24 protein-coding genes are annotated in these 21928 nt (G+C 56.5%); 8 read left to right on the top strand and 16 right to left on the bottom strand.

The window, feature by feature from the left end; genetic code table 11:
- Nucleotides 1–137 precede the first annotated feature (137 nt).
- From rpmB to mutM, 3 genes are all read left to right on the top strand, one after another.
- Nucleotides 138–374 carry a 50S ribosomal protein L28 gene (gene rpmB / locus ACL2XN_RS17075; protein WP_132924257.1) on the top strand — a complete coding sequence of 79 codons (237 nt, stop codon included), beginning with the start codon at nt 138–140 and terminating at the stop codon, nt 372–374.
- Between the two features lie 11 nt (nt 375–385).
- Complete coding sequence (gene rpmG / locus ACL2XN_RS17070; protein WP_012882902.1) at nt 386–553, top strand: 50S ribosomal protein L33; 168 nt, start codon at nt 386–388, stop codon at nt 551–553.
- A gap of 162 nt (nt 554–715) precedes the next feature.
- Nucleotides 716–1525, top strand: a complete 810-nt coding sequence (mutM, locus tag ACL2XN_RS17065; RefSeq protein WP_413729126.1) for a bifunctional DNA-formamidopyrimidine glycosylase/DNA-(apurinic or apyrimidinic site) lyase — start codon at nt 716–718, stop codon at nt 1523–1525.
- Between the two features lies 1 nt (nt 1526).
- Here the strand turns inward: mutM and coaD are convergent, their stop codons facing one another.
- The 16 genes from coaD to envC form a co-directional block, all read right to left on the bottom strand.
- Nucleotides 1527–2009, bottom strand: coding sequence for a pantetheine-phosphate adenylyltransferase (gene coaD, locus ACL2XN_RS17060; protein WP_410012743.1), 483 nt, complete (start codon nt 2007–2009; stop codon nt 1527–1529).
- Nucleotides 2009–2788: a glycosyltransferase family 2 protein gene (locus tag ACL2XN_RS17055; protein WP_413729125.1), complete on the bottom strand. Its 780-nt coding sequence runs from the start codon at nt 2786–2788 to the stop codon at nt 2009–2011. Before ACL2XN_RS17055 ends, coaD begins: the two co-directional genes overlap by 1 nt.
- Nucleotides 2789–4057: a lipid IV(A) 3-deoxy-D-manno-octulosonic acid transferase gene (gene waaA / locus ACL2XN_RS17050; RefSeq protein WP_413721801.1), complete on the bottom strand. Its 1269-nt coding sequence runs from the start codon at nt 4055–4057 to the stop codon at nt 2789–2791.
- A gap of 128 nt (nt 4058–4185) precedes the next feature.
- Nucleotides 4186–5316, bottom strand: coding sequence for a glycosyltransferase family 4 protein (locus tag ACL2XN_RS17045; RefSeq protein WP_413730985.1), 1131 nt, complete (start codon nt 5314–5316; stop codon nt 4186–4188).
- Between the two features lie 10 nt (nt 5317–5326).
- On the bottom strand, nt 5327–6412 hold the full coding sequence (rfaQ, locus tag ACL2XN_RS17040) for a putative lipopolysaccharide heptosyltransferase III (RefSeq protein ID WP_410012740.1): 1086 nt from the start codon (nt 6410–6412) through the stop codon (nt 5327–5329).
- A 56-nt stretch (nt 6413–6468) separates the two neighbouring features.
- Nucleotides 6469–7473 (bottom strand): glycosyltransferase, encoded by a 1005-nt coding sequence (locus ACL2XN_RS17035; protein ID WP_410012739.1) that lies wholly within the window; start codon nt 7471–7473, stop codon nt 6469–6471.
- Nucleotides 7474–7539: 66 nt separating this feature from the next.
- Entirely contained in the window at nt 7540–8862 is a 1323-nt protein-coding gene (locus tag ACL2XN_RS17030; RefSeq protein WP_413729124.1) for an O-antigen ligase family protein, read from the bottom strand.
- Nucleotides 8859–9866: a glycosyltransferase family 8 protein gene (locus ACL2XN_RS17025; RefSeq protein WP_410012737.1), complete on the bottom strand. Its 1008-nt coding sequence runs from the start codon at nt 9864–9866 to the stop codon at nt 8859–8861. The genes ACL2XN_RS17030 and ACL2XN_RS17025 overlap by 4 nt, the downstream gene beginning before the upstream one ends.
- Nucleotides 9859–10950 carry a glycosyltransferase family 9 protein gene (locus ACL2XN_RS17020; protein ID WP_413729122.1) on the bottom strand — a complete coding sequence of 364 codons (1092 nt, stop codon included), beginning with the start codon at nt 10948–10950 and terminating at the stop codon, nt 9859–9861. The genes ACL2XN_RS17025 and ACL2XN_RS17020 overlap by 8 nt, the downstream gene beginning before the upstream one ends.
- Nucleotides 10950–11945 (bottom strand): lipopolysaccharide heptosyltransferase RfaC, encoded by a 996-nt coding sequence (gene rfaC, locus ACL2XN_RS17015; RefSeq protein ID WP_413729121.1) that lies wholly within the window; start codon nt 11943–11945, stop codon nt 10950–10952. The genes ACL2XN_RS17020 and rfaC overlap by 1 nt, the downstream gene beginning before the upstream one ends.
- The gene (gene rfaF / locus ACL2XN_RS17010; RefSeq protein WP_413721804.1) at nt 11945–12994 is read right to left on the bottom strand and encodes an ADP-heptose--LPS heptosyltransferase RfaF; all 1050 of its coding nucleotides are present in this window, start codon (nt 12992–12994) and stop codon (nt 11945–11947) included. The genes rfaC and rfaF overlap by 1 nt, the downstream gene beginning before the upstream one ends.
- Before the next feature lie 27 nt (nt 12995–13021).
- Nucleotides 13022–13954 (bottom strand): ADP-glyceromanno-heptose 6-epimerase, encoded by a 933-nt coding sequence (gene rfaD / locus ACL2XN_RS17005; protein ID WP_410012733.1) that lies wholly within the window; start codon nt 13952–13954, stop codon nt 13022–13024.
- 142 nt (nt 13955–14096) lie between these two features.
- On the bottom strand, nt 14097–15014 hold the full coding sequence (locus ACL2XN_RS17000) for a hypothetical protein (protein ID WP_413727406.1): 918 nt from the start codon (nt 15012–15014) through the stop codon (nt 14097–14099).
- A gap of 7 nt (nt 15015–15021) precedes the next feature.
- Nucleotides 15022–16239 carry a glycosyltransferase gene (locus ACL2XN_RS16995; RefSeq protein WP_410016661.1) on the bottom strand — a complete coding sequence of 406 codons (1218 nt, stop codon included), beginning with the start codon at nt 16237–16239 and terminating at the stop codon, nt 15022–15024.
- 95 nt (nt 16240–16334) lie between these two features.
- Complete coding sequence (locus ACL2XN_RS16990; protein WP_410012731.1) at nt 16335–17267, bottom strand: divergent polysaccharide deacetylase family protein; 933 nt, start codon at nt 17265–17267, stop codon at nt 16335–16337.
- Between the two features lies 1 nt (nt 17268).
- Nucleotides 17269–18567 carry a murein hydrolase activator EnvC gene (envC, locus tag ACL2XN_RS16985; protein ID WP_410012730.1) on the bottom strand — a complete coding sequence of 433 codons (1299 nt, stop codon included), beginning with the start codon at nt 18565–18567 and terminating at the stop codon, nt 17269–17271.
- Nucleotides 18568–18807: 240 nt separating this feature from the next.
- Between envC and ACL2XN_RS16980 the strand changes: the two genes are divergently transcribed.
- From ACL2XN_RS16980 to cysE, 5 genes are read left to right on the top strand one after another with little or no spacing between them, the layout of a single operon-like run.
- Nucleotides 18808–19239 carry a rhodanese-like domain-containing protein gene (locus ACL2XN_RS16980; protein ID WP_410012729.1) on the top strand — a complete coding sequence of 144 codons (432 nt, stop codon included), beginning with the start codon at nt 18808–18810 and terminating at the stop codon, nt 19237–19239.
- A 23-nt stretch (nt 19240–19262) separates the two neighbouring features.
- Nucleotides 19263–19514 carry a glutaredoxin 3 gene (grxC, locus tag ACL2XN_RS16975; protein WP_331122111.1) on the top strand — a complete coding sequence of 84 codons (252 nt, stop codon included), beginning with the start codon at nt 19263–19265 and terminating at the stop codon, nt 19512–19514.
- Between the two features lie 57 nt (nt 19515–19571).
- Nucleotides 19572–20042: a protein-export chaperone SecB gene (gene secB, locus ACL2XN_RS16970; protein WP_410012728.1), complete on the top strand. Its 471-nt coding sequence runs from the start codon at nt 19572–19574 to the stop codon at nt 20040–20042.
- 2 nt (nt 20043–20044) lie between these two features.
- The gene (gpsA, locus tag ACL2XN_RS16965) at nt 20045–21061 is read left to right on the top strand and encodes an NAD(P)H-dependent glycerol-3-phosphate dehydrogenase (RefSeq protein WP_410012727.1); all 1017 of its coding nucleotides are present in this window, start codon (nt 20045–20047) and stop codon (nt 21059–21061) included.
- Between the two features lie 43 nt (nt 21062–21104).
- Complete coding sequence (gene cysE, locus ACL2XN_RS16960; protein ID WP_410012726.1) at nt 21105–21920, top strand: serine O-acetyltransferase; 816 nt, start codon at nt 21105–21107, stop codon at nt 21918–21920.
- Nucleotides 21921–21928 lie beyond the last annotated feature (8 nt).

Genomic DNA, 21928 nt, shown 5'->3' with positions numbered 1-21928 from the left:
TGAGAGCCTATCTCAGCAGATTTAAATCTGTTGAAAGTCTCTCCTCAGTGAATGTGCTGAGATGGGCTCTAAAGCCTGACGAGGCGGCTAACACCTTTTTACGAAGCTCGAGCTGATTAGATTTTTGGAGAATAGACATGTCCCGAGTCTGCCAAGTTACCGGCAAGCGCCCGGTGAGCGGCAACAACCGCTCCCACGCAATGAATGCGACCAAACGCCGTTTTCTGCCTAACCTGCACTCTCACCGTTTTTGGGTTGAGAGCGAAAAACGCTTTGTTACGCTGCGTGTATCTGCTAAAGGTATGCGTGTGATTGATAAGAAGGGCATCGAAACGGTCTTGACCGATTTGCGTGCCCGCGGTGAAAAGTATTAAGGAACTGAATCATGGCTAAAGGTGTTCGCGAGAAGATCAAGCTGGTTTCTTCTGCTGGTACTGGTCACTACTATACCACTACGAAGAATAAACGTACCAAACCGGAAAAGTTGGAATTGAAAAAATTCGATCCGGTTGTACGCCAGCACGTACTTTACAAAGAAGCTAAAATCAAATAATTTTAGCGGATTGCAAAAAACCCGGCCCCGGCCGGGTTTTTTTATGACGTGTTTTGCAGGCGTTTTGTTGAAAAGGGCAATTGTGCTTCGCGCTCTTTATCATCATGTTATTTTACCTGAGCAACATGTGCCTGCGCGGCATTAAAAAACAACAGGTGGTATATGCCAGAACTCCCCGAGGTGGAAACCAGCCGGCGCGGCATAGAGCCTTGGGTCGCCGGTCAGCATATTGTCCGGGCGGTGGTGCGCAACGCGCGCCTGCGCTGGCCGGTGTCCGACGAAATCATCGCCCTGCGCGACCGTCTGGTCATCAGCGTGCAGCGGCGGGCCAAATATCTGCTGCTGGAGCTTGGCGACGGCTGGATCATTATCCACCTGGGTATGTCCGGCAGCCTGCGTGTCTTGCCGCAGCCGGCGGCGCCGGAAAAACATGACCATGTGGATCTGCTGATGAGCAACGGCTGCACCATCCGCTATACCGATCCCAGGCGTTTCGGCGCCTGGCTGTGGAGCGCCGATCTGGCCACCAGCCGCGTGCTCGCGCATCTGGGGCCGGAGCCGCTGAGCGATGAATTCAATGGCCGCTGGCTGTTCGGCAAATCACGCAATAAGCGCACGCCGGTCAAACCCTGGCTGATGGATAATAAACTGGTGGTGGGCGTGGGCAATATCTATGCCAGCGAGTCGCTGTTTGTGGCGGGCATCTTGCCCGGGCGCCCCGCCGGTTCGCTGACCGAGGCCGAGTCCGGGCTGCTGGCGGAAACCATCAAGGCGGTATTGCTGCGCTCCATAGCGCAGGGCGGCACCACGCTGCGCTATTTTATGCAAACGGACGGCAAGCCCGGCTATTTTGTGCAGGAACTGCAGGTCTATGGGCGCGGGGGAGAAAGCTGCCGGGTATGCGGGACACCGATCCAGACGGCGAAGCACGGCCAGCGCAGCACCTTCTTTTGCCCCCACTGCCAGCATTGAGTCAGGGCTGCAGGCGCGCGTTGACTTCCCGGGCGATAGGGTCCGGCAGGAAATGATCGACGTTGCCGCCGTGCAGGGCGACCTCTTTGACCAGCGTCGATGAGATATAAGACCACGCCTGGGCCGGCATCAGGAACACGCTTTCCAGTTCCGGCATCAGGTGCTGGTTCATCTTGGCCAGCTGCATTTCATATTCGAAATCCGATACCGCCCGCAGTCCGCGCACCAGGATATTGGCCTGCTGCTGGCGGGCAAAGTTGGCCATCAAATCGCTAAAACCAATAACCTCGACGTTGGGCAAATGGCCGGTAACCTGCCGGGCCAGGTCGACGCGTTCCTCAAGGGAAAACAGCGGCTTTTTGCTCGGACTGTAGGCAATGGCCAGGATCACGTGGTCGAACATCTTCGCGGCGCGGGTCACCAAATCGAGATGGCCGTTGGTGAGCGGATCAAAGGTGCCCGGATAAATGGCTTTGGTTGTCATCAGGCTTCTCTCTTGATAGTGCGGCCAAGCGCCCACAGGGCGGCATACTTATTAAATGTATACTGCGCGTTCACTATTGCCAGCAACAAACCCTGCTTGCCGTCCAGAAAACCGGCGCGGAGCAGCCAGGTCTTGATAAACGCGCCGAGCGTATGTCCGATGATGGCGAAAAAACCACATTTTTTATTTTGCCGGTGGCGCTCAAGCGCCCAGGCCTCGGCATATTGCAGCTGTTTGCGCTGGAAGGCCATCAGATCGCGGCAGGTAAGATGTTGCAGGCAACCTTCAAGTTTGACGACCCGCGCGCTGCCGATATCCAGGGATTCATGCACCGGATTATCGTTGTAGCGAAAGTGTTGGCGGGCATACAGCCGTACCACCCGATCCGGATACCAGCCGCTGTGGCGCATAAAGCGGCCGAGAAACAGGTTGGAGCGCGCGCAGCTGTAAACGGTATCAGGTTGGGGGGGCAGGCGGATTATCTGTTCAATGGCGCGCTTGAGGCCGGGTGTTACCCGTTCATCGGCGTCGAGCATCAGGATAAAATCCCCGGTGGCGTACCCCTGCGCGCGCTGGCGCTGTTTACCGAAGCCCGGCCACCCTTCGGCTTCAAAAACCCGGGCGCCGGCCTGCAGGGCGATGTGGCGCGTCGAGTCGGTGCTGGATGAGTCCAGCACCACGATTTCGTCCGCCCATTGCACCGATGCCAGGCAGTCCGGCAGCAGCCCGGCTTCGTTATGGGTAATGAGCACCACCGACAGACGCGTTTGCGACGGCATTTATTGACTCCGCTGTGGCAGGTATGGCTCCAGCAAGTGTAGCAGCCGCTGCAGGGCGCCCTGGTTTTGGTGCAACACTTCCACCGCGTGACGGCCGTAATACAGGCGATAATCTTCGTCGGTCAGCAGGGTAGTGATTTCCTTGACCAGCGTCGGGACGTCGGTCACGGTAATCAATCCCCCGGCTTCGGCAAGCTTGCCGCAGATGTCCTTGAAATTGATGGTATGGGGGCCCATCAGCACCGGGATGGCATGGGCCGCGGCCTCCAGCGGATTATGGCCGCCGCGCTCGACCAGGCTGCCGCCGACAAAGGCCAGATCGGCAATACCGTACAGCAGCATCAGCTCGCCCATGGTGTCGCCGATCACCACCTGCGTATCATGAGCGGGAATATCGCCGGAGCTGCGTAATATCGAGGTTAAACCGGCCTTTTGCGTCATTTCCCGCGCCACCGGGAAGCGTTCCGGATGGCGCGGCACCAGGATCAGCAGCAGATCGGGAAAGGCGGCCAGCAGCTGGCGATGGGCCTGCAGGAGAAGGGTTTCCTCACCTTCGTGGGTGCTGGTGGCAATCCATACCGGGCGGCGCGACGCCCACTGGCGCCGCAGCGTCAGCGCCCGCGCCGCCAGTTCCGGGGTGACTGATATATCGAATTTCAGGCTGCCGGTGACGGCCAGCTGGTTTCGTTTCAGCCCCAGTTGCAGAAAGCGGTCGCCGTCTTCCTGGGTTTGCGCGGCGATAAGCGTAATCCGCTCCATGATCCGGGCGATAAACGTGCTGAATTTTTTGTAACCGGCGGCGGAGCGGGCGGATAAACGCGCGTTGGCGACCACCAGGGGGATTTTACGTTTGTGCAGGGCTTTGATCAGGTTAGGCCAAAGTTCGGTTTCCATCACGATAACCAGCTTGGGATTCACCTGGTTCAGGAAACGGTTCATGGCCCCCGGCAGATCGTAGGGCAAATAAACATGGTGCACATCCTTGCCGAAGGCGGACTGGACCCGCTCCGAGCCGGTGGGCGTCATGGTGGTGACGGTAATGGGCAAAAAAGGGTAACGGTGGCGCAGTGCGCGCACCAAAGGTATCGCCGCCAGGGTCTCGCCGACCGATACCGAATGCAGCATAATGCCGCCGGGTTTTACCTTGCCCTGGCAATATCCGTAGCGTTCAGCCCAGCGGCGGCGATATGCCGGCGCCTTACGGCTGCGCCATAATAACCGAATCCATATCAGCGGCTGGATAAGATAGATGAGTATGTTATAGATCATTATAGTTAGCTATAGTAAGGCACCGCGGCTGGTGTGCAGAGTTAATGTTTAACCAAATTATTAAAAGCGCATTTTAAGCGCGTCCATGCTAACAGATAAGTCGCTTTCCCACATTATATCAAGTGTTTTTATACGGATAACAATTGGGTGTATAGCCCGGTCAATTGCTGGGAAAGACGCGCGGGAGTACAGTCTTTCACCCGTTCACGGGCGGCCAGACCCATTCCGGGCTGGCGCTGGCGCGAAGGTATGGCGTTGGCGCACTCCGTCAGCGTTTTGATATCCAGCGCATCGCAGACAAATCCTTCTCTCCCGGCCTCGATAAACTCCGCGCCGCCGCAGCGCTCGCTGGTAATCACCGGCAGGCCGCAGGCCATGGCTTCCAGTATTACGTTTGGGAACGGATCGTAGAGGGTGGGTAAAATCAAACCGTCGGCCCCATGATAAAAGGGGAGTACGTCCGTTTGTACCCCGACAAAACGAATGCGCTGCAGGCAGCCTAATCCCTGGGCGAAAGCGCGATATTTATCCTGCTGCTTATCCTGGCCCACCACGATCAGGTAGCGATCGGTGGCGGCGATGGCGGCGATGGCCGCTTTCAGCCCTTTGCGTTCAAATCCGGAACCGACATAGATCAGGGCGCAGGCCTGCTCCGGGATAACCATGTGCTCCCTGGCGCGCCTGCGCTGTTCCGGCGCGGCGGGATAAAAGCGGGTCGAATCGATGGCGTTGTAAATCAGGGCGAATTTCTCTTCCGGCACTTGATAGCAACGGATAATGTCGTTTTTCACCATCAGGGAATTGCAAATGATCTTTTTTAACTCGGGCGCGTGGAACATCGCCTCTTCCGCCGCCAGCACATAACGGTGATAGCCGCTTAACGAGGTCAGCCACCGCTGGTGCGCCGGGATAATACGCGCCCGCTGCTCAAGCCAGACCCGGTGCACGCCGTCGCCGGCGCGGAAAACATCGCAGCCGGCGATACGCTCATGGCTTTGCACTAAATCGAAATGCTCATGTTGCCAGCAACGCCGGGCGGCCCGGGCAAAACCGCGCTCGCGGGACACCCGGCCCCATTTGGCCGGGTTGCAGATATGCACATGCCAGTCGGGCCGGGGTTCGCCCGACCATTGCCGTGTCAGAATATTCAGTTCCAGCCCGGAATTATCCAGGGCATCCAGCGCCCGGGTAATAAAACGCTCCGCGCCGCCGTCGGGGCGGTACTTTTGCCGGACTATCGCCAGCCTGGTTTTTTTCATCATGCCCTGCTTACGGTGCTGTTGATAAATAATACCGCGCGGCGTCCAATACCGTCTCAACGGGAATGGCGTCGAGATAACGCTCCCGTGTCCGGGTATCTATGGCGTCGGGCCGCGGGATCTCGGCAAAATCGCCGGCCCAGATCACGGTGCTGTTATCGCTCCACGGCCGCCAGTGCTGCAGTTTGGTCGGGCCGAACAAGGCCACGCAGGGGGTATTGAGCGCCGCGGCCATATGCATCGGCGCCGAATCGACGCCGATAAACAGCCTGGCATGATCGATAAGCGCCGCCAGCTGGGTCAGCGTCAGCTCCCCCGCCAGGGAGACGACCTGGGGATTATGGCAAAGGGACTGGATATGCGCGATCATGTCGCGCTCTTTTTTATCCGGCCCGGCGGTGAGGATAATGGCTAATCCCTGGGATTGCAGGGCGTCGATTAACTGCGCCATCTTGGCGTCGTCCCAGCATTTGTAGGTCCAGCGCGACGTGGGCTGGATAACGATATATTCGCCGGTGACGGCGCGTTCGGCCAGCAGGCGCCGCCGGCTGGCCTCGTCATCGGGCGAGTAGTGCATCGAGGCGCGGCGGTCGGTAATCGCGATATTCAGCGGCGCCAGGATACTAAGGTTTTGCTCAACGGTATGCAGCGCGCCATGGTTGTCGGTGGCGACCAGGCAGGTATGCGCCCTGCGCCAGATAAACGACTGCCGTTTTTGATAATTGAAGCCGATGCGCACCGGCGCCCCGCTTAATAACGTGATGGCGGCGCTGCGCCACTGATCGGCCAGGTTGATTACCAGGTCGAAATGGCGGGCGCGAATGCTTTTCAGCAGCGCCAGCTCCTGTTTAAGCTGATAGCGGATGCCTTGTTTTTTCCAGGAACGATCGATGGCATGGATAACCGCTATCGCCGGATGGTAGCGGAGTATGGCTTCGGTTTCTTTGTAGAGCAGCACATCGATTTCGCAATCAGGATAGTGCCCGCGCAGGGTATTGATAACCGGCGTGGTCAACAGCATATCGCCGTGATGGCGTAGTTTGATTAACAGAATTCTTTTTACCGGGGCGGATGGAACGGCATGGCGAATGGACATGTTGGCGCAGACCTATTGATATTCTGATAACTCAGACCATGGAATTACGCTAAAATTCAGCGCTCGCGCCACGCATAGATCCTGCGCAGCCACAGCAATAGCTGGTACCACTGCTTAATGCCGCGGGCATTGCGGATCATACGCTTATGGGTTCCGCTGGCAAAGATATCATTAATCATGATTTGCCTGGCCGCCGGGTCAGGTTCGCGGCGCAGGGAATGACAAACGGATAATGCTTCATGCGTCACCTGGAAGGCGAATTCGGGATACATTGTTATCTTGCCGCGATAGCGTTGGTTTATTTCTTCCAGGCGTTGCGCAATGCGGATGTAATGGCGCTGGTACTCAACGTTTTTCATGCCGGTTCTTTTTTGATTGCTGATGGACTGATCATGGATGTAATAGCGGTACAGCACCTCTTGGGTATAGCGCACCCGGCGGGCGTTGAACATCAGCTCCGTGGTCCAGGGAATATCCTGATGATGCAATCCCGGCTCAAAGCTGAGGTTGAGCTGTCTTATCAACGCCAGGCGATAGATGCCAAGCCATACCACATGCAGATAGCGTCTGGTCGCCAGGGCCTTGCGCAGCCAGGTCGGTCCGTCCAGCACCCCGGTGGATGTCAGGCGCTCCGGCGGTATTAACGTTTTAATGCGCTTCGAGCCAAGGAAAAAACGCTCGCCGTTACATTGGGCGACGTCAAGGTCATCCCCCTCGGCCATGTCCATGAGCGTCTGGTACAGCGCGGGATACAGCAGATCGTCGGCATCGGGGAAGGTGACATAAGCGCCGCGGGCAATGGCCAGGCCGGCATTGCGCGCGCGCGATACGCCGCCGTTGGGCTGGTTGATAACGGTAATATGCCCGTAGTCTTGCGCATATTTTTGGGCCAGGGTTTGCGAACCGTCGGTGGAACCGTCGTTGACGATAATGATCTCAATGTCATGCAGCGTCTGGGCGAGCAGCGAATCCATAAAAGCGGCAAACTTTTCGCCCGCGTTATACAGGGGGATAATGACGCTCAGCTTAACGGGGGCTACGGACGGCATGTTAGCAGTCATACAATAAACTTTCCGGCCAAAGTGACGCTATACCCCCGGGCCGTATCGGCCGATAGGCTTGCAAGGTTAAACGGCATTGGTGGTCTTATCAGCGCTGTCTACCCGGCTTTTTACCGTTTCGGGGGCCGGGGCGACCTGGCGCAACAGCAGCAGATAACCCAAAACCATCATGATAAAGTAGGGCGATTCGCGATTATAAAATTGGCAGTCGACCTGGCTAAAGATAACCACCGGCAGCGACAGCAGTAAAAATGCCCCCGCGCCCGAAAACAGGACAAACGGGTAAACCAGCAGCGCCACAAACACCGCCAGCATCAAAAGCGCGCCAAAGATACCCTGTAATGAGAGCGTATCCAGCAGATCGTTATGCATGTGATATTGTACGTTATTCAATGCTTCCTGGTTTCCCGCTTCGTGCTGCTGAATATAGCGCGTTGCCAGCGCATTGCGGCTGTCCACCGATTGTCCGAACGGGTGCTCGCCAAAACTGTGCCAGGCGGATTTCCATAAGCTAAGCCGCGCTCCCAGCGAGGTGCTGTTTTGACCTTGCATATAGAGCTCCGCCTCTTGCTGGATACCGTCCAGGCGGTCCAACGCCGGGTGATAATAGGATTTGCCGTAGAGCAGGGCGCAGACCCCTAAAATCACAATGGCGGTGGCAAAAATGCGTTTATGGTTTTTTTTGCCGTAAAACAATTCATGCCCCAGGCAAAAGATCACGAATATCCCATAAAACACCAAGGCCGAACGGGTCTCGGTGGCCAACAATGTCACCAGGGTCAGGCCGATGGCCAGCAGGCAGAGCGGACGGTAGAGATGCGGCGCAAATCGGCGCAGGCAGTAGACGGCGATCATTGAAAACAGCACCAGCATATAGGCGCCCGAGGTGGCGGCATCGGCGTTGATTTTTATCCGCACGCCGGTCTTCAGGTATTGCAGCGTATCGGTGATAGCGATGATCGCCAGCAGCGCGAACATCAGATAGCCGGCGAGGTTGGCGGCGCGGAAGCTGAAATGCCAGGTTGTCCTGTTGCGTTCGATGCAGTAAAGCACAAAAGCCCCCAGAACCATACGCTTACCGCTAATTTGATAATGGTAGGCAACCAAGGGAAAATCGGGACTGCTGGTTAATGACAGCCACACTAATTTGCTCAGGCCCAGCAGGAAAAACAAGGTCGGAAAAACGTAAAAATGAATTTTTTTATCGACTTTGAAAACCAGGATGAGGAAATGTATGACGCTGATATAGGTCAGGATGTAAAACGCATTGCGGCTCACCGGTCCTGAAAACAAAAAAAAAGCGATGGAAATACTGATGAGAAAAAAGTAGGTCAGCGAAAGAACGTGATCAACATTGCGCCAGCGATAAGCATTATTCAAAGCAATCATTTAGCGGTTCCAGCATGGAAATATTTATTTTTTATGTATCTTATCAGCCACATCAGGCTATCAGAATAACGCTTTTGAAACCAAAGCACATAAGCGTAGCGCTTCATTTCCTTATGTTTGACCGGGATATCCAAGGGTTCGGATTGCCAGGGCGTACGCAGATAATACGTACTGTAGAGATCGGCCAACGGCCCCGAGCCCCATAAATGCCAGGGTTTACATTTGCCGGTGTAGTGGATCAGCACGGTATCGGCGGGGAGTTTGGGCCGATGATTGACCTTATTGGCAATAATATCATAGATGTAGTTATATTTTTTAGGCAATAGCAGGACTTCTTTTTCCAACACCAGGTTAAGCGCATCCTGGTCGGGAAAACGGAAATAATCGCCCTTTTCGTTCAGTACCTTCAGCAAGCGCGCGGTGGTGTTACGCTCCAGCCATAGCGGGACATTGATATACAGAAACCCCGAATTAAAATAATTTCCCGAGGCCAGGCTCAGCTCCGGGCAAAGCGTAGCGCGCGCGCGTTTATTATCGTTGACCGCGCAGAGGGTGTAATTATCAAAAGAGAGATCAATCAAGGGCTTGATGCTACCAATGCACAACGTATCCGCGTCCAGATAGATCACCCGCGACACCCTGTCCTTAAGTATTAACGGAATAAAAATACGGTAGTAAATCGTTTTGGCATACCGGCCGATACAGGGCATGTCATCAAAACAGCCGCTATGGTATTTGTATAATGTCATGGCAAGCGCGCGCCCCGCCACCAGGGTAAGCAGCTTCTTTTTGACGTCATCGGCCAAGCCGTTGCTGAAAATATGGATATGAAAATAGCTATCCGGATTATTTTCCAGCAAAGAAAACAACGTTACACCCATACCGCGCGCATACTGGTTATCAACGCCAAACGCAATATGACAGACAGGTTGGGAGGCGGCCGGCAACGTATCAATGAGCATCTCTTGATGCTCAATCATGTTTGTCACGACTTTGCTATCCATTGATCACTTCCTTATGACTAAGTCTAGCAACAAAGGCGAAAATATCGTCGCGATTAGCCGGCGTTAGCGCAAATAATCTGAGCGGCGAGTGTTCAAAGCGGTAAGGCGCGGAAAATACAAACGATGATGGCGCAATATCCGCCGGCGCGATGATAAGCACCTGGCCCAAAGGCCGCTGTTCGGCCATACAGCATGGGCCCGCCAGACAGATTACCGGTACCCGCTGCGCGTCGGCGATATACACGTTGCCCGAATCCGATGCTATGTAGCAATCCATGCGCGCTATGGCGCAGGGAATTTCCTCCAGCCGCAACTGTCCGACCAGGCTAACCACATTGCCGGCGTCGCCGTTAACCTGGTAAAACTCGTCCAGGTAGCGCTGTTCATCCTGTGGCCCGAAAACATAAAAAACACAGGGCAGGGGCGCAAGGGTGGCCAGGATTTGCCCCCAGACGGCGGCGGGAATGGTTTTGGCTTTATTGCCGGCGGAGATGCTGATGCCGATTTTTATTTTCCCCGGCGCGTCAGGTATCGGCAATGCCCGCGGCGGTTGCCAGAGCGGAAACGTGGCATGTTTGGGCTGGCTGCGCCAGGTCAGAGAGCGGTCGGCAAGCTTCAGGTAGTTCTCAAGCGTCAGCGTGTCGCGGCGGTGTTCAACGCAGCCTGAGGCCGTCAGATAAAAAATGCCGTGGTACCATTTGCGCGTGTAGACGGTAAGAAACTGTTTATTGGGCGCATTGCAGACGGCGGCGTAAAACAGGTTGGTGCTATTGGGTTGCAGCAGGTAGACATTGCTATAGCGGTTAAGCAGCTTCAGCGCCAAACGCATTTTTTTTACCAAGCCGGACTTGTATTCTTCAATAAAAAAGTAGTCCGCCAGCGTGCTGTCGCGGGAGGCGAGCGGCGCCACCGTCCGGCTAAGCAGCGCGTCCGATCGGCCAAGCTGCTGCAGCAGCGGCGTGATATTGACAAAATCGCCAATCTTGGCGGTTTGGATAATTAAATTTCTACCAGTGTGCTTTTGGAATGGCTTTAGCGCTAACTTTATTGGTAGCAATAAAATAAACAGAAACACATAGCTCATTAGTTAATTCGTCCGCTTGCCTCACGCGATAACAGGGCAGCCAACTCGGCGTAAACACGCGTTGCCGGGAGATTCTCCAGCCGGTTATCCTCTGACTGCAATGCATGCTGATTATTGCCGTAACCACCAATAAGCCCGGGATCGGTGGGACCGTATAGCGTAATATTCGGCCGATCGAGCGCGGCGGCAAGATGGCTTAAGCCGGTGTCAACCGAGACCACCGCCGTCGCGCCGGCCAGCACGTCGGCCACTCCCGCCAGATTAAGCCTGGGAAGCACCACAACTGAAGGGAAATTGTCTGAAAGACGCAGGGCGCGTTCATATTCCGACGCGGTGCCCCAGGGCAGCCTGATGTCAAAACCGCTGGGCGATAACAATTCAATCAGCTCGCGCCAATGCGTTTCCGGCCAATGTTTTTCTTTCCGGGTGGTGGCATGCAAAAAAACCAGATAAGGCGCGACAGGATCATGCCGGGGGGCGGCGCCGGTAAAATGTCCGGCAATGGCATAATCCCCGGGCCCCGCCGGCACGTCATAACCGAGGCTGGCGGCAAACAGCTGGCGAATGCGCTCAACGGCGTGCTGCTGGCGATCGATGTGATGGCGATGATTATAAAACCAGCTAGCAAAAGGTTCACGCGCGCTTTTGCCATCCAGTCCATGTTTTTCCCCCCGGGCAACCCGGGTCACCAGCGCGGCGCTTTTTATCAATCCCTGCGCATCGATCACCCGATCGTAGCGTTTTAGCTGCAGCTGGCGCTTAAAGTCGCAGCGTTCCTGGCGGGTTGCCGCGCCAAACCAGTTTTTGCGCCAACGCCTGATTGCCACCGGTATCACCCGGTCGACCGCCGGGTGCCATGAGGGGATCTGCGCAAAACCTTCTTCCACCACCCAATCAAAACGAATGCCCGGCAACGCATGCATGGCGTCGGTCAGGGCGGGCAGCGTATGAAGCACGTCGCCCATGGAGGAGGTTTTGACAATCAGCACCTGCATCAGCGCCCCTCATCCGCAGCGAGCAGTGTGTCCAGCTCCGCCGCCACCCGCTCGGGCTGGATATCCATCAGGCTCTGATGATAGCCTTGTGCGTCGCTCCCTTTACGGATGCGCTGATAACCGCTGATTAAACGGATCACTTTGGCATGCCGGGCCAGCGGCGGGGTAAAATCGGGACTGCTGGGGCCGTAAAGCGCCACCAGGGGTCTCTCCAGCGCGGCGGCGATATGCATCAAGCCGGAATCGTTGCTGACCACCGCCCGACAACCGGCCAGCAGGGCCACCGCCTGTTCAAGGGATGTTTGCCCCGCCAGATTGCGGCAGTGTTCGCCCGCGGACGCCTCCAGCATGCCGGTTATCTCGTCGCCGGTGGCGCGATCTTTCGCCGAGCCGAACAGCAGGACCTGATAGCCGCGGGCGATAAGCGTGCCTGCCAGCGCGGCGTAATGATAATGGGGCCAGCGCTTGGCCGGCCCGAATTCCGCGCCGGGACAAAAACCGATGGCCGGCCGTTCCGTGGTGAGGGAAAAGGCGGCGCGGGCAGCCAGGATTTCATCCCGCCGGACCTCAAGGCGCGGCCAGAGCAATGGCTGCGGTAAATCCTCCGCGCTGCGGATATCCGCTTTATCATATGCCAGCGCCACATAGCGCTGCACCATGAGGGGAAACGCGGTTTTATCCAGCACGCGCAGATCGTTTAACAGGCCGTAGCGCATTTCACCGCGCCAGCCGGTGCGCCTGGCGATGCCGGCAAAAAAAGGCACCAGGGCGGATTTGAAGGAGTTGGGCAGTACGATGGCCTGCTGATAATGCTGCTTTTTCAGGCTGAGGCCAAGCCGCCGCCGCTGCGCCAACGCCAACGCGCCATGGCCAAGCGGCATCGACAGCGCCTGCTTCACCTCCGGCATACGGTTTAGCAACGGACGGCACCAATCGGGCGCCATCACCTCTATTTCCGCGCCGGGATGAAGGCTCAGCAGGGTACGGTACAGGCTTTGCGACATCATCATATCGCCAACCCACGACGGCCCGATAACCAGTATTTTCATACCGCTGATATCATCCTTGCCTGTGCATTAATGGTTGCGATTTAACCATGCTAAATATTCGCCCACGCCTTCGGCCACGGTTTTGAACGACTTAGTGTAGCCCGCGGCCCGCAGCTGGGTCAGATCGGCCTGGGTGTAAGCCTGGTAACGCCCCCTGAGTTTCTCGGGGAAATCGATATACTCAATCTGGCCTTTTTTATGGAAATCCAGCACCGCGTCCGCTACCGCCTGGAAGGACTCCGCCCGTCCGGTGCCGCAGTTGAAAATACCGGAAACCCCTTTTTGCCAAAACCATAAATTCACCTCGGCCACATCGCCGACGTAGATGAAATCACGTTTAAAGCCTTCGCTGCCGGAAAATAATTTGGGGTTTTCACCGGCATTGATCTGGTTATTCAAATGGAACGCGACGCTGGCCATGCTGCCTTTATGACCTTCATGCGGACCATACACGTTAAAGTAGCGAAAACCGCAAATCTGGGACTCGGCTTCCGGCAATATAGCGCGAACATACTGATCGAACAGGAATTTTGAGTAGCCGTAAACATTCAGCGGCTGCTCGTACTGCCGTTGTTCGATAAAATGTTCCGTCCTGCCGCCGTAGGTGGCGGCGGAGGAGGCGTACAGAAAGGGAATCGAACGCTCAAGGCAATAATGCAGCAGCTCCTTGGAGTATTGATAGTTGTTATCCATCATATACTTGCCGTCCCATTCGGTGGTGGAGGAACAGGCGCCCTCATGGAATACGGCTTCGATATCGCCAAAATCATCGCCGGCCATGATGCTGGCGATAAAATCTTCCTTATCCATATAATCGGTGATATTCGCCTCTACCAGATTAATGAATTTTGTGCCGTCCTTGAGGTTATCCACCACCAGGATATCGCTGTGCCCGAGGTTGTTCAGCGACTTAACAATATTACTGCCGATAAATCCGGCCCCACCTGTGACGACTATCATGGGATACCCTTGTTGAGCTTACGCGGAGCTGGCACTGTGTCTGCTCCTTTATGTCCACTATGATACCATTTCCTCTGTGACCTTAGTATCCGTGCGGTAAAATGCCGCCGGGTTATCGCCATGCCATGAGGAATGCATGCAGTCATAATGATTGCTTTTCATTATCAGTGAGATAGCGCACTTTTCGGGTATAATCCTGTGATTTGAACAGCAGTTCGCCATCGGGGGACGCCAGATATTTTTGCCACTCCGCCAGCGGAAAACCTCCATGCGCCCCCACTACCTGCGCTGGAATCACCGAGGGCGTGCCGCCGATTTTTTTCGACACCGGCCAATTCATCCAGTCGCCCAGGTTGATGGTGCGGATATCAAGCGTATCGAGCATGGCGGCCAGAGGCAATTGGTCGGTCGGCGGCTGATCATCGCCCAACTGCGTCCAGGTATCGATGAAAAAAGCCGTCCATATGGGACACATCCGCCGCCAGGTGCTGGCCGTAGCCGCAAGAAAAGCGCCGTTAACATGATCCAGCAGGCCCGGCCGCACGGCATCGCGATAATATGCCGGGATGCGTTCCGGCGCGGCGCGGCTGAGTTTAGCCGTCATTTTCCCCTGCCGGAAACTGGAGTAAATATGATCGTCCACCAGGCGGATAACGGGCATCCGCAGCAGGTTCAAATCGGAATCGATCATCAATATACCCTCGGTGCGGGCCTGCAGGGGCGCCTGCAGCTTGACCAGGCGGCTGAGATAGATTTGTTTATAGCGATAATCGCCGTCACGGGTTTCCAGCGCCAGGGTAACTATCCTGACCTTTTCGGGCAGCGGCGGGAATTTATGCGCCGGCTGGTCGGTGACAATCACGATTTCACGCACCTCCTGCGCATAACGCTGCGCAAAGGTGGCGCTCAGCATCGCTTCCTCAATATAATCCTCGCCCACCGAGGGGATCACGACGGACGTTACCGGCACCCAAGGCAGGGAAGCGTCTATTTTTTCGTCATAAGCGATATTATGACGACGGACGATATGGCGATATTTGGCGTTAAGAAATTCGAACATATCTACCTCAAAGCGTTTTTATGCTGCCGAGCACGGCTTCGACACCCAGGACATATTTATCAATGGTGAAGTGGGTCTTTACCATATGGTTGGCCTGCTGGGCCAGCGTGCGGCGGTATTGGGCGTCCAGGTAAACCGTTTTCAACTGTTTGAACAGGGCCTGGGTATCGCCGTAGGGGAATAGCAGTCCGGTTTCCTGATGTTTAATCAATTCCATGGTGCCGGTGACATCGGAACCGATGACCACCGTATTCAGCAGCATGGCTTCAAGGATCACGCGCGGCAGTCCTTCGCTGCGCGACGCCAGGATGAAGGTATCAAAGGCGGCCAGGTATTCCATGGCGTTGCTTTTGAAACCGGTAAAAATCACCTTATCCAGCAGACGAAAGCCGGCGGCCATCCGGACCAATCGCTGATGCTCGGGACCCGCGCCGACGATCACCATTTTCCAGCGTGCCTCGGGGTAGGCCTGGTTGAATAAATGCAGGGCCTGCAGGGTATGGTGATGGGCCTTGCGCGGGATAAGCGAGCCTATGCTGCCGAAGATAAAGGTGTGATCGTCGGCGCCAAGGGTGTGGCGCAGCGGGAGTCCGTCCGGCAGGGGCTGATCGATGTCGATACCGTTAAACACCGTATAACAGATCTCCGGCTGCACGCCGCTTTGGATCAGCTTGTCCTGCACCCCGGAGGATACCGAGATAATGGCATGGCACAGGGTATTGACCATTCTGACTATCTGGCGGCTCATCACGGGTTCGATACGGCAATGTTGCACCACGGTGGTCGATAAGCCCATGGTGGCGTAGTACCCCTCGACATTGGAGCTGGGCTGGTTGTTCATATATAAAATATCATATTGGCCCATTTCCAGTAATGAACTGATTTTATTGATATTGGGATCAATTCGCCAGATTTTGTCGATGGCGTAAATCGCGGCGAGACGAACCTTTTTATTGAAGAAAAGCAGGGTGCGCAGGATTTCCTTGCCCCATTTGGCCCAGGCAGGTTGCCGGGTCTGGGGAATGAAGAACACCTGAATCCCCAGCGCGGCCAGGACCTCGCTGACCGTTTCGTTATTATCGCGGGCATAATTATTGTAAAAACAGCAGCTGATGTCGAATTTTTCGCGGTCGATGCGTTTAAGCAATTCCAGCATGCTGTTGGTGCCGCCGCCCCATTCCTTGCCGCTGTCCAAGAGAAGAATTTTCATCCGGCTTTGTGGCATCGTCATGCATTCCCAATATTTGAATGATTATCATTTAAGGTACATTAACGCGGGCACCGCCCCGTCACTATTTCGTTATTTATTGCCGGGATCCGCTATTTTTCCGGGCGCAGCGGCGCCGGGAGCGGTTTGCCATGCTCCCCGAGCATAACCCGCCGCGTCTCATCCAGGCTAGAGAATATGGCCTTGAACATGGCGTCGGCGTACACCGGCGGCGGCGCCTGTTTCACGGTACATTGCGGGATGCCGTGGAACGGGTTGCGCGGCCTGACGGGCTTCGGTTCCGGCGCGGGGGCCGGGGCGTAACGTTCATTCAATAACATGCTCGGGCGCACCAGCACAATATCCGCGGGCAGCGTGGGCAACATTTGCGCCAAGACCCTGACGGTATTGGGGTGGGGGTGACCGATGGCGATGGCTGAACCGTTACGCCGGGCCAGGGCCACGGCGCGGTTAAACTGCTGGCGAATGTCCGCTTCGTTGCTGGTATCGTCCAAAAAAACGTTGCGCCTGATGACGCTGATGCCGGTGCCCGCCGCCGCCTGGCGCGACTGGCTGTTGCCGATGGTCATGCTATCGAGAAAATAAAAGGGGTATTGTTTCAGCACCTGCATGACATTCTGCATGCCGCCAAGGCTTGAGGTCATGGCGCTGCCCATATGGTTGTTGACCCCCACGGCGAAGGGCACCTTGCCGACCGCGTCGCGCACGATGCGCGTTATTTCATCGCGGCTCATCTCGGGGCGCAGGGTATCGCGTTCCAGGGGTTGCTTGCTCAGGGGCGCCATCGGCAGGTGGATCAGCACTTCGCGCCCCTGCTGATGCGCCCTGGTGGCCATTTCCCGCGCGTAGGGTGCATTCGGCAGCACCGCAATCGACACCGCCGTCGGCATGGCGAGTACCTGATACTCGTTATGCGGCTGATAGCCGAAGTCATCAATGACGATGGCCAGTTTGCCGGCGTCCACACCGGTGGAGGCGGCGAGCAGCGTGCAGACTAAAATGCGATGAAGGTTTTTCCTTAGCAAACTATCTTCCTAACCAGGGTAACGGATTCACCGCCTGGCCCTGGCGACGAATTTCAAAATAAAGCGCAGGAGTGCCCTGGCCGCCGCTGCTGCCCACCAGCGCAATAGGCTGGCCGGATCGGACCTGGGCGCCCACGCTGACCAGCGCGCTCTGGTTATAACCGTAAAGGCTCATATCGCCTTTGCCATGTTCAACCACCACTACCAGCCCATATCCCTGCAGCCAGTCGGCCATCAGGACGCGTCCGTCGGCGATGGCCCTGACTTCGCTGCCTTCGGCCGCGGCGATGACCATGCCCTTCCAGCGTAGTTCACCCTGCAGGGATTCACCAAACCGATGCAGCGTACGTCCCCGGACCGGCCACAGATCCTGGCCCGCCGGCTGGCCCAGGCCGCCGGTGCGGGATACCAGGGCGCGTTCGCTGGGCGAAGGTTTATACGTATCGCCTTTGCGTTTGGCCTGTTCCTGACGTTCGCGCACCTGCTGCGCCTCCCGCGCTTCACGCTCGGCCCGCGCCCGCGCTTCCCGCTCCGCCCGGGCGATATTATCCCGCAGTCGCGATTCGTTCTGGCGCAGTTCGTTCAGTGTTTGCTGATCCTGCGCGATAGACGAGTCGAGACCGGAGAGGGTTTTACGCCTGGCCGCGCGGGCTTTTTCCAGCGCATCTTGCTGCGCGTGCTGCTGTTGCAACAGGGCGGTTTGCTGCTGCTGCTTTTGCTGCAGGTCTTTTTTCTGGTCCGCCAGCGCCTGCCGGGTCGCGCCCAGGTCGCGGATGGATTTTTCCCGCGCTTCATTCAGGTAGCTGTAATAAGCGAAGATACGCTCGTTACGCTGGCTCTGCTCACCGCTCAGAATCAGCTGCATGCCCGCATTGCGGCCTTGGCGGAACGCGGCGTCAAGCTGTTGTGCCAGCAGTTTTTGCTGCTCGGCCAAACGCGCTTCCAATTGTTTGATGGACTGGTTCAGCCGGGCGATAGCCTTGTCCAGCGCCGCAAGCGTGGTCTGCGTTTCGTGCAGGATGCGGCTGGATTGGGAAACGGCGATTTCCTGCTGTTTCAACTGTCCGAGCAGTTTGCCGCGCTGCTGCTGTTGCAAATGCACGTTTTTTTCTTTTTCGGCAATGCTTTGCTGCAGGGTTTTGAGCTGTTCCTTGTTATCCTCGGCATGGCTGCTGGCAGGCAATAACATAACGCCAGCGAAGATAATGCTGGCGTACATGGTAAGTTTTCGCGCGGAAGGACGGCGCTGCGGGCCGTTTTCCCTGTGACTCAATCTGTTCAACGATGCCTTTCCCCTCATTGTCTGGATTATTCCACGTTGACCAGCCGCTTACCAGTCATCTCTTGCGGCAATACCGCGGCGGCGGCGCGCGCGGACCGGAGGAAACGGTTGATAAACCGCCCGGTTTTTAGCGACATGACGCGCATTGCAGGTAGTTTCTTCTTTCCGGTCATGTATATTGGCTGAATTTGCCGTAATGCGAGGGTATACTCGAAGGCTTTAAAGCGTGGCCACAACTAACGGGAGCTTTTACACCCCATGCAAGAAATTACGCAGTTTGTCAGCGATCACCCTATGCTATGTTTGGCGTGGGTCGCTTTATTGATCGCCGTCATCGTAACAACGTTCAAAAATCGTTTTTCCAAGGTTAATGAAATTTCCCGCGGCGAAGCCATCCGCTTGATCAACAAGGAAGACGCAGTGATCGTTGATCTGCGTACCCGGGATGATTACCGTAAAGGGCATATCGCCAACGCGCTTAACCTGACGTCGGCCGAGATAAAAAGCGGCAGCCTGGGCGAGCTTGACAAGGCCAAGACCAAACCGGTTATTGTCGTTTGCGCTACCGGCAGCACGTCTCGCGAACCGGCCGAAAACCTGAATAAAGCAGGCTTTGATCGGGTTTATGTTCTGAAAGAAGGCATATCCGGCTGGAGCGGAGAAAATTTACCGCTGGTCCGGGGTAAATAAATTATCACCTGAGAGGGGGAACCATGGCCAATATAGAAATCTACACTAAATCAACGTGTCCATATTGCCATCGCGCCAAGGCTTTACTCACCCGCAAGAACGCCGTGTTCCAGGAAATACCCATTGACGGGGACGCGGATAAACGGGAAGAAATGATTAAACGCAGCGGGCGCACCACGGTTCCACAAATTTTCATCGACGGACAGCACGTGGGTGGCTGTGATGATTTACACGCGCTTGATGCGCGCGGCGGCCTGGATCCCCTGCTGAAATAGACGGGGCCGGCTGACGTGCGCGGGCGCATGCAGCAAATTAACCATAGGGTTTTTTTAATGTCAGAACAAAATAGTACCGAGATGGCGTTTCAGATCCAGCGTATCTACACCAAAGACGTCTCGTTTGAAGCGCCGAACGCGCCGAAGGTTTTCCAGCTGGAATGGCAGCCGGAAATCAAACTGGATCTGGATACCGCTTCCAGCCAGCTGGCGGAAGGCATCTATGAAGTGGTGCTGCGGGTTACCGTCACTGCCTCGCTGGGCGAGGAAACCGCGTTTTTATGTGAAGTCCAGCAGGCGGGGATTTTCACCATCTCCGGCATCGACGGCACGCAAATGGCCCATTGCCTGGGCGCGTACTGCCCGAATATCCTGTTCCCGTATGCCCGTGAATGCATCACCAGCCAGGTTTCGCGCGGCACGTTCCCGCAGTTGAACCTGGCGCCGGTAAACTTTGACGCCTTGTTCATGAACTACCTGCAACAGCAGTCGGAAAGCGAAGGAAGCCAACCGGCGCAGGAAGCCTGATAATGCACGCTAACGCCTCAATGATTGTTATCGGTGCCGGTTCCTACGGTACGGCCCTGGCTATTACCCTGGCACGCAACGGTCATGAGGTGGTGCTGTGGGGGCACGATCCGCAACATATCCAGGCGCTGCAGGCGGCGCGGTGCAACCAGGCGTTCTTGCCCGATGTGCCTTTCCCGCCCTCGCTGCGCCTGGAGAGCGATTTATCGCTGGCGCTCGCCGCCGGCCGCGATGTGTTGATCGTAGTCCCCAGCCACGTGTTCGGCAGCGTCCTGACGCAGCTTAAGCCGCACCTGCGGCCGGATGCGCGGGTGGTCTGGGCGACCAAGGGCCTGGAGACGGAAACCGGACGGTTGCTGGCGGATGTCGCGCGCGACGTGCTGGGTGACGCTATTCCCCTGGCGGTCATCTCCGGACCGACCTTTGCCAAGGAACTGGCGGCGGGCCTGCCCACCGCTATCGCCCTGGCCGCCACCGACGCCGTTTTTTCGGCGGATTTACAGAATTTACTCCACTGCGGCAAAAGTTTCCGGGTCTATGGCAACCCTGATTTTATCGGCGTCCAGCTCGGCGGCGCGGTTAAAAATGTCATTGCCATCGGCGCCGGCATGTCCGACGGCATCGGTTTCGGCGCCAACGCCCGTACCGCCCTGATTACCCGCGGACTGGCTGAAATGACCCGCCTCGGCACGGCGCTGGGCGCCGATCCGAGCACGTTCATGGGCATGGCCGGTTTGGGCGACCTGGTATTGACCTGTACCGACAATCAATCCCGTAACCGGCGTTTCGGCATGCTCCTGGGCCAGGGCATCGATGTGCAGTCCGCGCAGGATACCATCGGCCAGGTGGTGGAAGGTTACCGTAACACCAAGGAAGTACTGGCGCTGGCCGGGCGCGCAGGGGTGGAAATGCCGATCACCGAGCAAATCTACCAGGTGCTCTACCGGGATAAAAATGCCCGGGAAGCCGCCCTGACCTTGCTGGGCCGGGCGCAGAAAGATGAGAAAACCGGCGGCTGACGCCGGTATGTCAGAAGATAGCCATCCGCGGAAGGTAGTGAGTATGTCCACTGAAGAATTGGAATTAGTCTGGAATAACATTAAAGCTGAAGCACGTTTGCTGGCGGATTGTGAACCCATGCTGGCCAGTTTTTTTCATGCGACCCTGCTCAAACATGAAAACCTCGGCAGCGCGCTCAGCTATATGCTGGCCAATAAGCTCGCCAACCCGATTATGCCGGCCATCGCCATCCGGGAAATCGTCGAAGAGGCCTACAGCGCCGATCTGCAGATGATTATTTCGGCCGCGCGCGATATCCACGCGGTGCGCCTGCGCGATCCGGCGGTGGATAAATTTTCCACCCCGCTGCTGTATCTCAAGGGGTTCCACGCCCTGCAGGCCTATCGCATAGGCCACTGGTTGTGGCGCCAGGATCGCAAGGCGATGGCGATCTATTTCCAAAACCAGATTTCGGTTTCCTTCGGCGTCGATATCCATCCGGCCGCCAATATCGGCTGCGGCATTATGCTCGATCATGCCACCGGTATCGTTATCGGTGAAACGGCCGTTGTGGAAAACGATGTCTCCATCCTCCAGTCGGTCACGCTCGGCGGGACCGGAAAAACCAGCGGCGATCGCCACCCCAAGATCCGCGAAGGCGTAATGATTGGCGCCGGCGCAACTATCCTTGGCAATATCGAGGTCGGGCGGGGCGCCAAAATCGGCGCGGGTTCCGTGGTGCTGCAATCGGTGCCGCCCCATACCACCGCCGCCGGCGTGCCCGCAAGGATTGTCGGCCGGCCGGATAGCGATAAGCCCTCCATGGATATGGACCAGTTCTTCGGCGGCCATGGTTTTGAATATGGCGACGGCATTTGACCGGCGTT

It is taken from the genome of Sodalis sp. RH22, from assembly GCF_047324165.1.
In the GTDB taxonomy this organism is placed as follows: domain Bacteria; phylum Pseudomonadota; class Gammaproteobacteria; order Enterobacterales; family Enterobacteriaceae; genus Acerihabitans.
Note: the sequence above shows the minus strand (reverse complement) of the source record. Positions and strands in the feature narration are given on the sequence as shown.

Bases quoted from the DNA above. Each gene is read 5' to 3' on its own strand.
- waaA (WP_413721801.1), bottom strand. From the start codon at position 4,057: ATGATCTATAACATACTCATCTATCTTATCCAGCCGCTGATATGGATT.
- gpsA (WP_410012727.1), top strand. From the start codon at position 20,045: ATGCACGCTAACGCCTCAATGATTGTTATCGGTGCCGGTTCCTACGGT.
- grxC (WP_331122111.1), top strand. From the start codon at position 19,263: ATGGCCAATATAGAAATCTACACTAAATCAACGTGTCCATATTGCCAT.
- ACL2XN_RS17000 (WP_413727406.1), bottom strand. From the start codon at position 15,014: ATGTTCGAATTTCTTAACGCCAAATATCGCCATATCGTCCGTCGTCAT.
- ACL2XN_RS16995 (WP_410016661.1), bottom strand. From the start codon at position 16,239: ATGCCACAAAGCCGGATGAAAATTCTTCTCTTGGACAGCGGCAAGGAA.
- cysE (WP_410012726.1), top strand. From the start codon at position 21,105: ATGTCCACTGAAGAATTGGAATTAGTCTGGAATAACATTAAAGCTGAA.
- ACL2XN_RS16980 (WP_410012729.1), top strand. From the start codon at position 18,808: ATGCAAGAAATTACGCAGTTTGTCAGCGATCACCCTATGCTATGTTTG.
- rpmG (WP_012882902.1), top strand. From the start codon at position 386: ATGGCTAAAGGTGTTCGCGAGAAGATCAAGCTGGTTTCTTCTGCTGGT.
- ACL2XN_RS17030 (WP_413729124.1), bottom strand. From the start codon at position 8,862: ATGATTGCTTTGAATAATGCTTATCGCTGGCGCAATGTTGATCACGTT.
- mutM (WP_413729126.1), top strand. From the start codon at position 716: ATGCCAGAACTCCCCGAGGTGGAAACCAGCCGGCGCGGCATAGAGCCT.
- ACL2XN_RS17055 (WP_413729125.1), bottom strand. From the start codon at position 2,788: ATGCCGTCGCAAACGCGTCTGTCGGTGGTGCTCATTACCCATAACGAA.
- ACL2XN_RS17020 (WP_413729122.1), bottom strand. From the start codon at position 10,950: ATGAGCTATGTGTTTCTGTTTATTTTATTGCTACCAATAAAGTTAGCG.
- ACL2XN_RS17035 (WP_410012739.1), bottom strand. From the start codon at position 7,473: ATGACTGCTAACATGCCGTCCGTAGCCCCCGTTAAGCTGAGCGTCATT.
- ACL2XN_RS17025 (WP_410012737.1), bottom strand. From the start codon at position 9,866: ATGGATAGCAAAGTCGTGACAAACATGATTGAGCATCAAGAGATGCTC.
- rfaD (WP_410012733.1), bottom strand. From the start codon at position 13,954: ATGATAGTCGTCACAGGTGGGGCCGGATTTATCGGCAGTAATATTGTT.
- rfaQ (WP_410012740.1), bottom strand. From the start codon at position 6,412: ATGTCCATTCGCCATGCCGTTCCATCCGCCCCGGTAAAAAGAATTCTG.
- rfaF (WP_413721804.1), bottom strand. From the start codon at position 12,994: ATGAAAATACTGGTTATCGGGCCGTCGTGGGTTGGCGATATGATGATG.
- coaD (WP_410012743.1), bottom strand. From the start codon at position 2,009: ATGACAACCAAAGCCATTTATCCGGGCACCTTTGATCCGCTCACCAAC.
- envC (WP_410012730.1), bottom strand. From the start codon at position 18,567: ATGAGGGGAAAGGCATCGTTGAACAGATTGAGTCACAGGGAAAACGGC.
- rpmB (WP_132924257.1), top strand. From the start codon at position 138: ATGTCCCGAGTCTGCCAAGTTACCGGCAAGCGCCCGGTGAGCGGCAAC.
- secB (WP_410012728.1), top strand. From the start codon at position 19,572: ATGTCAGAACAAAATAGTACCGAGATGGCGTTTCAGATCCAGCGTATC.
- rfaC (WP_413729121.1), bottom strand. From the start codon at position 11,945: ATGCAGGTGCTGATTGTCAAAACCTCCTCCATGGGCGACGTGCTTCAT.
- ACL2XN_RS17045 (WP_413730985.1), bottom strand. From the start codon at position 5,316: ATGAAAAAAACCAGGCTGGCGATAGTCCGGCAAAAGTACCGCCCCGAC.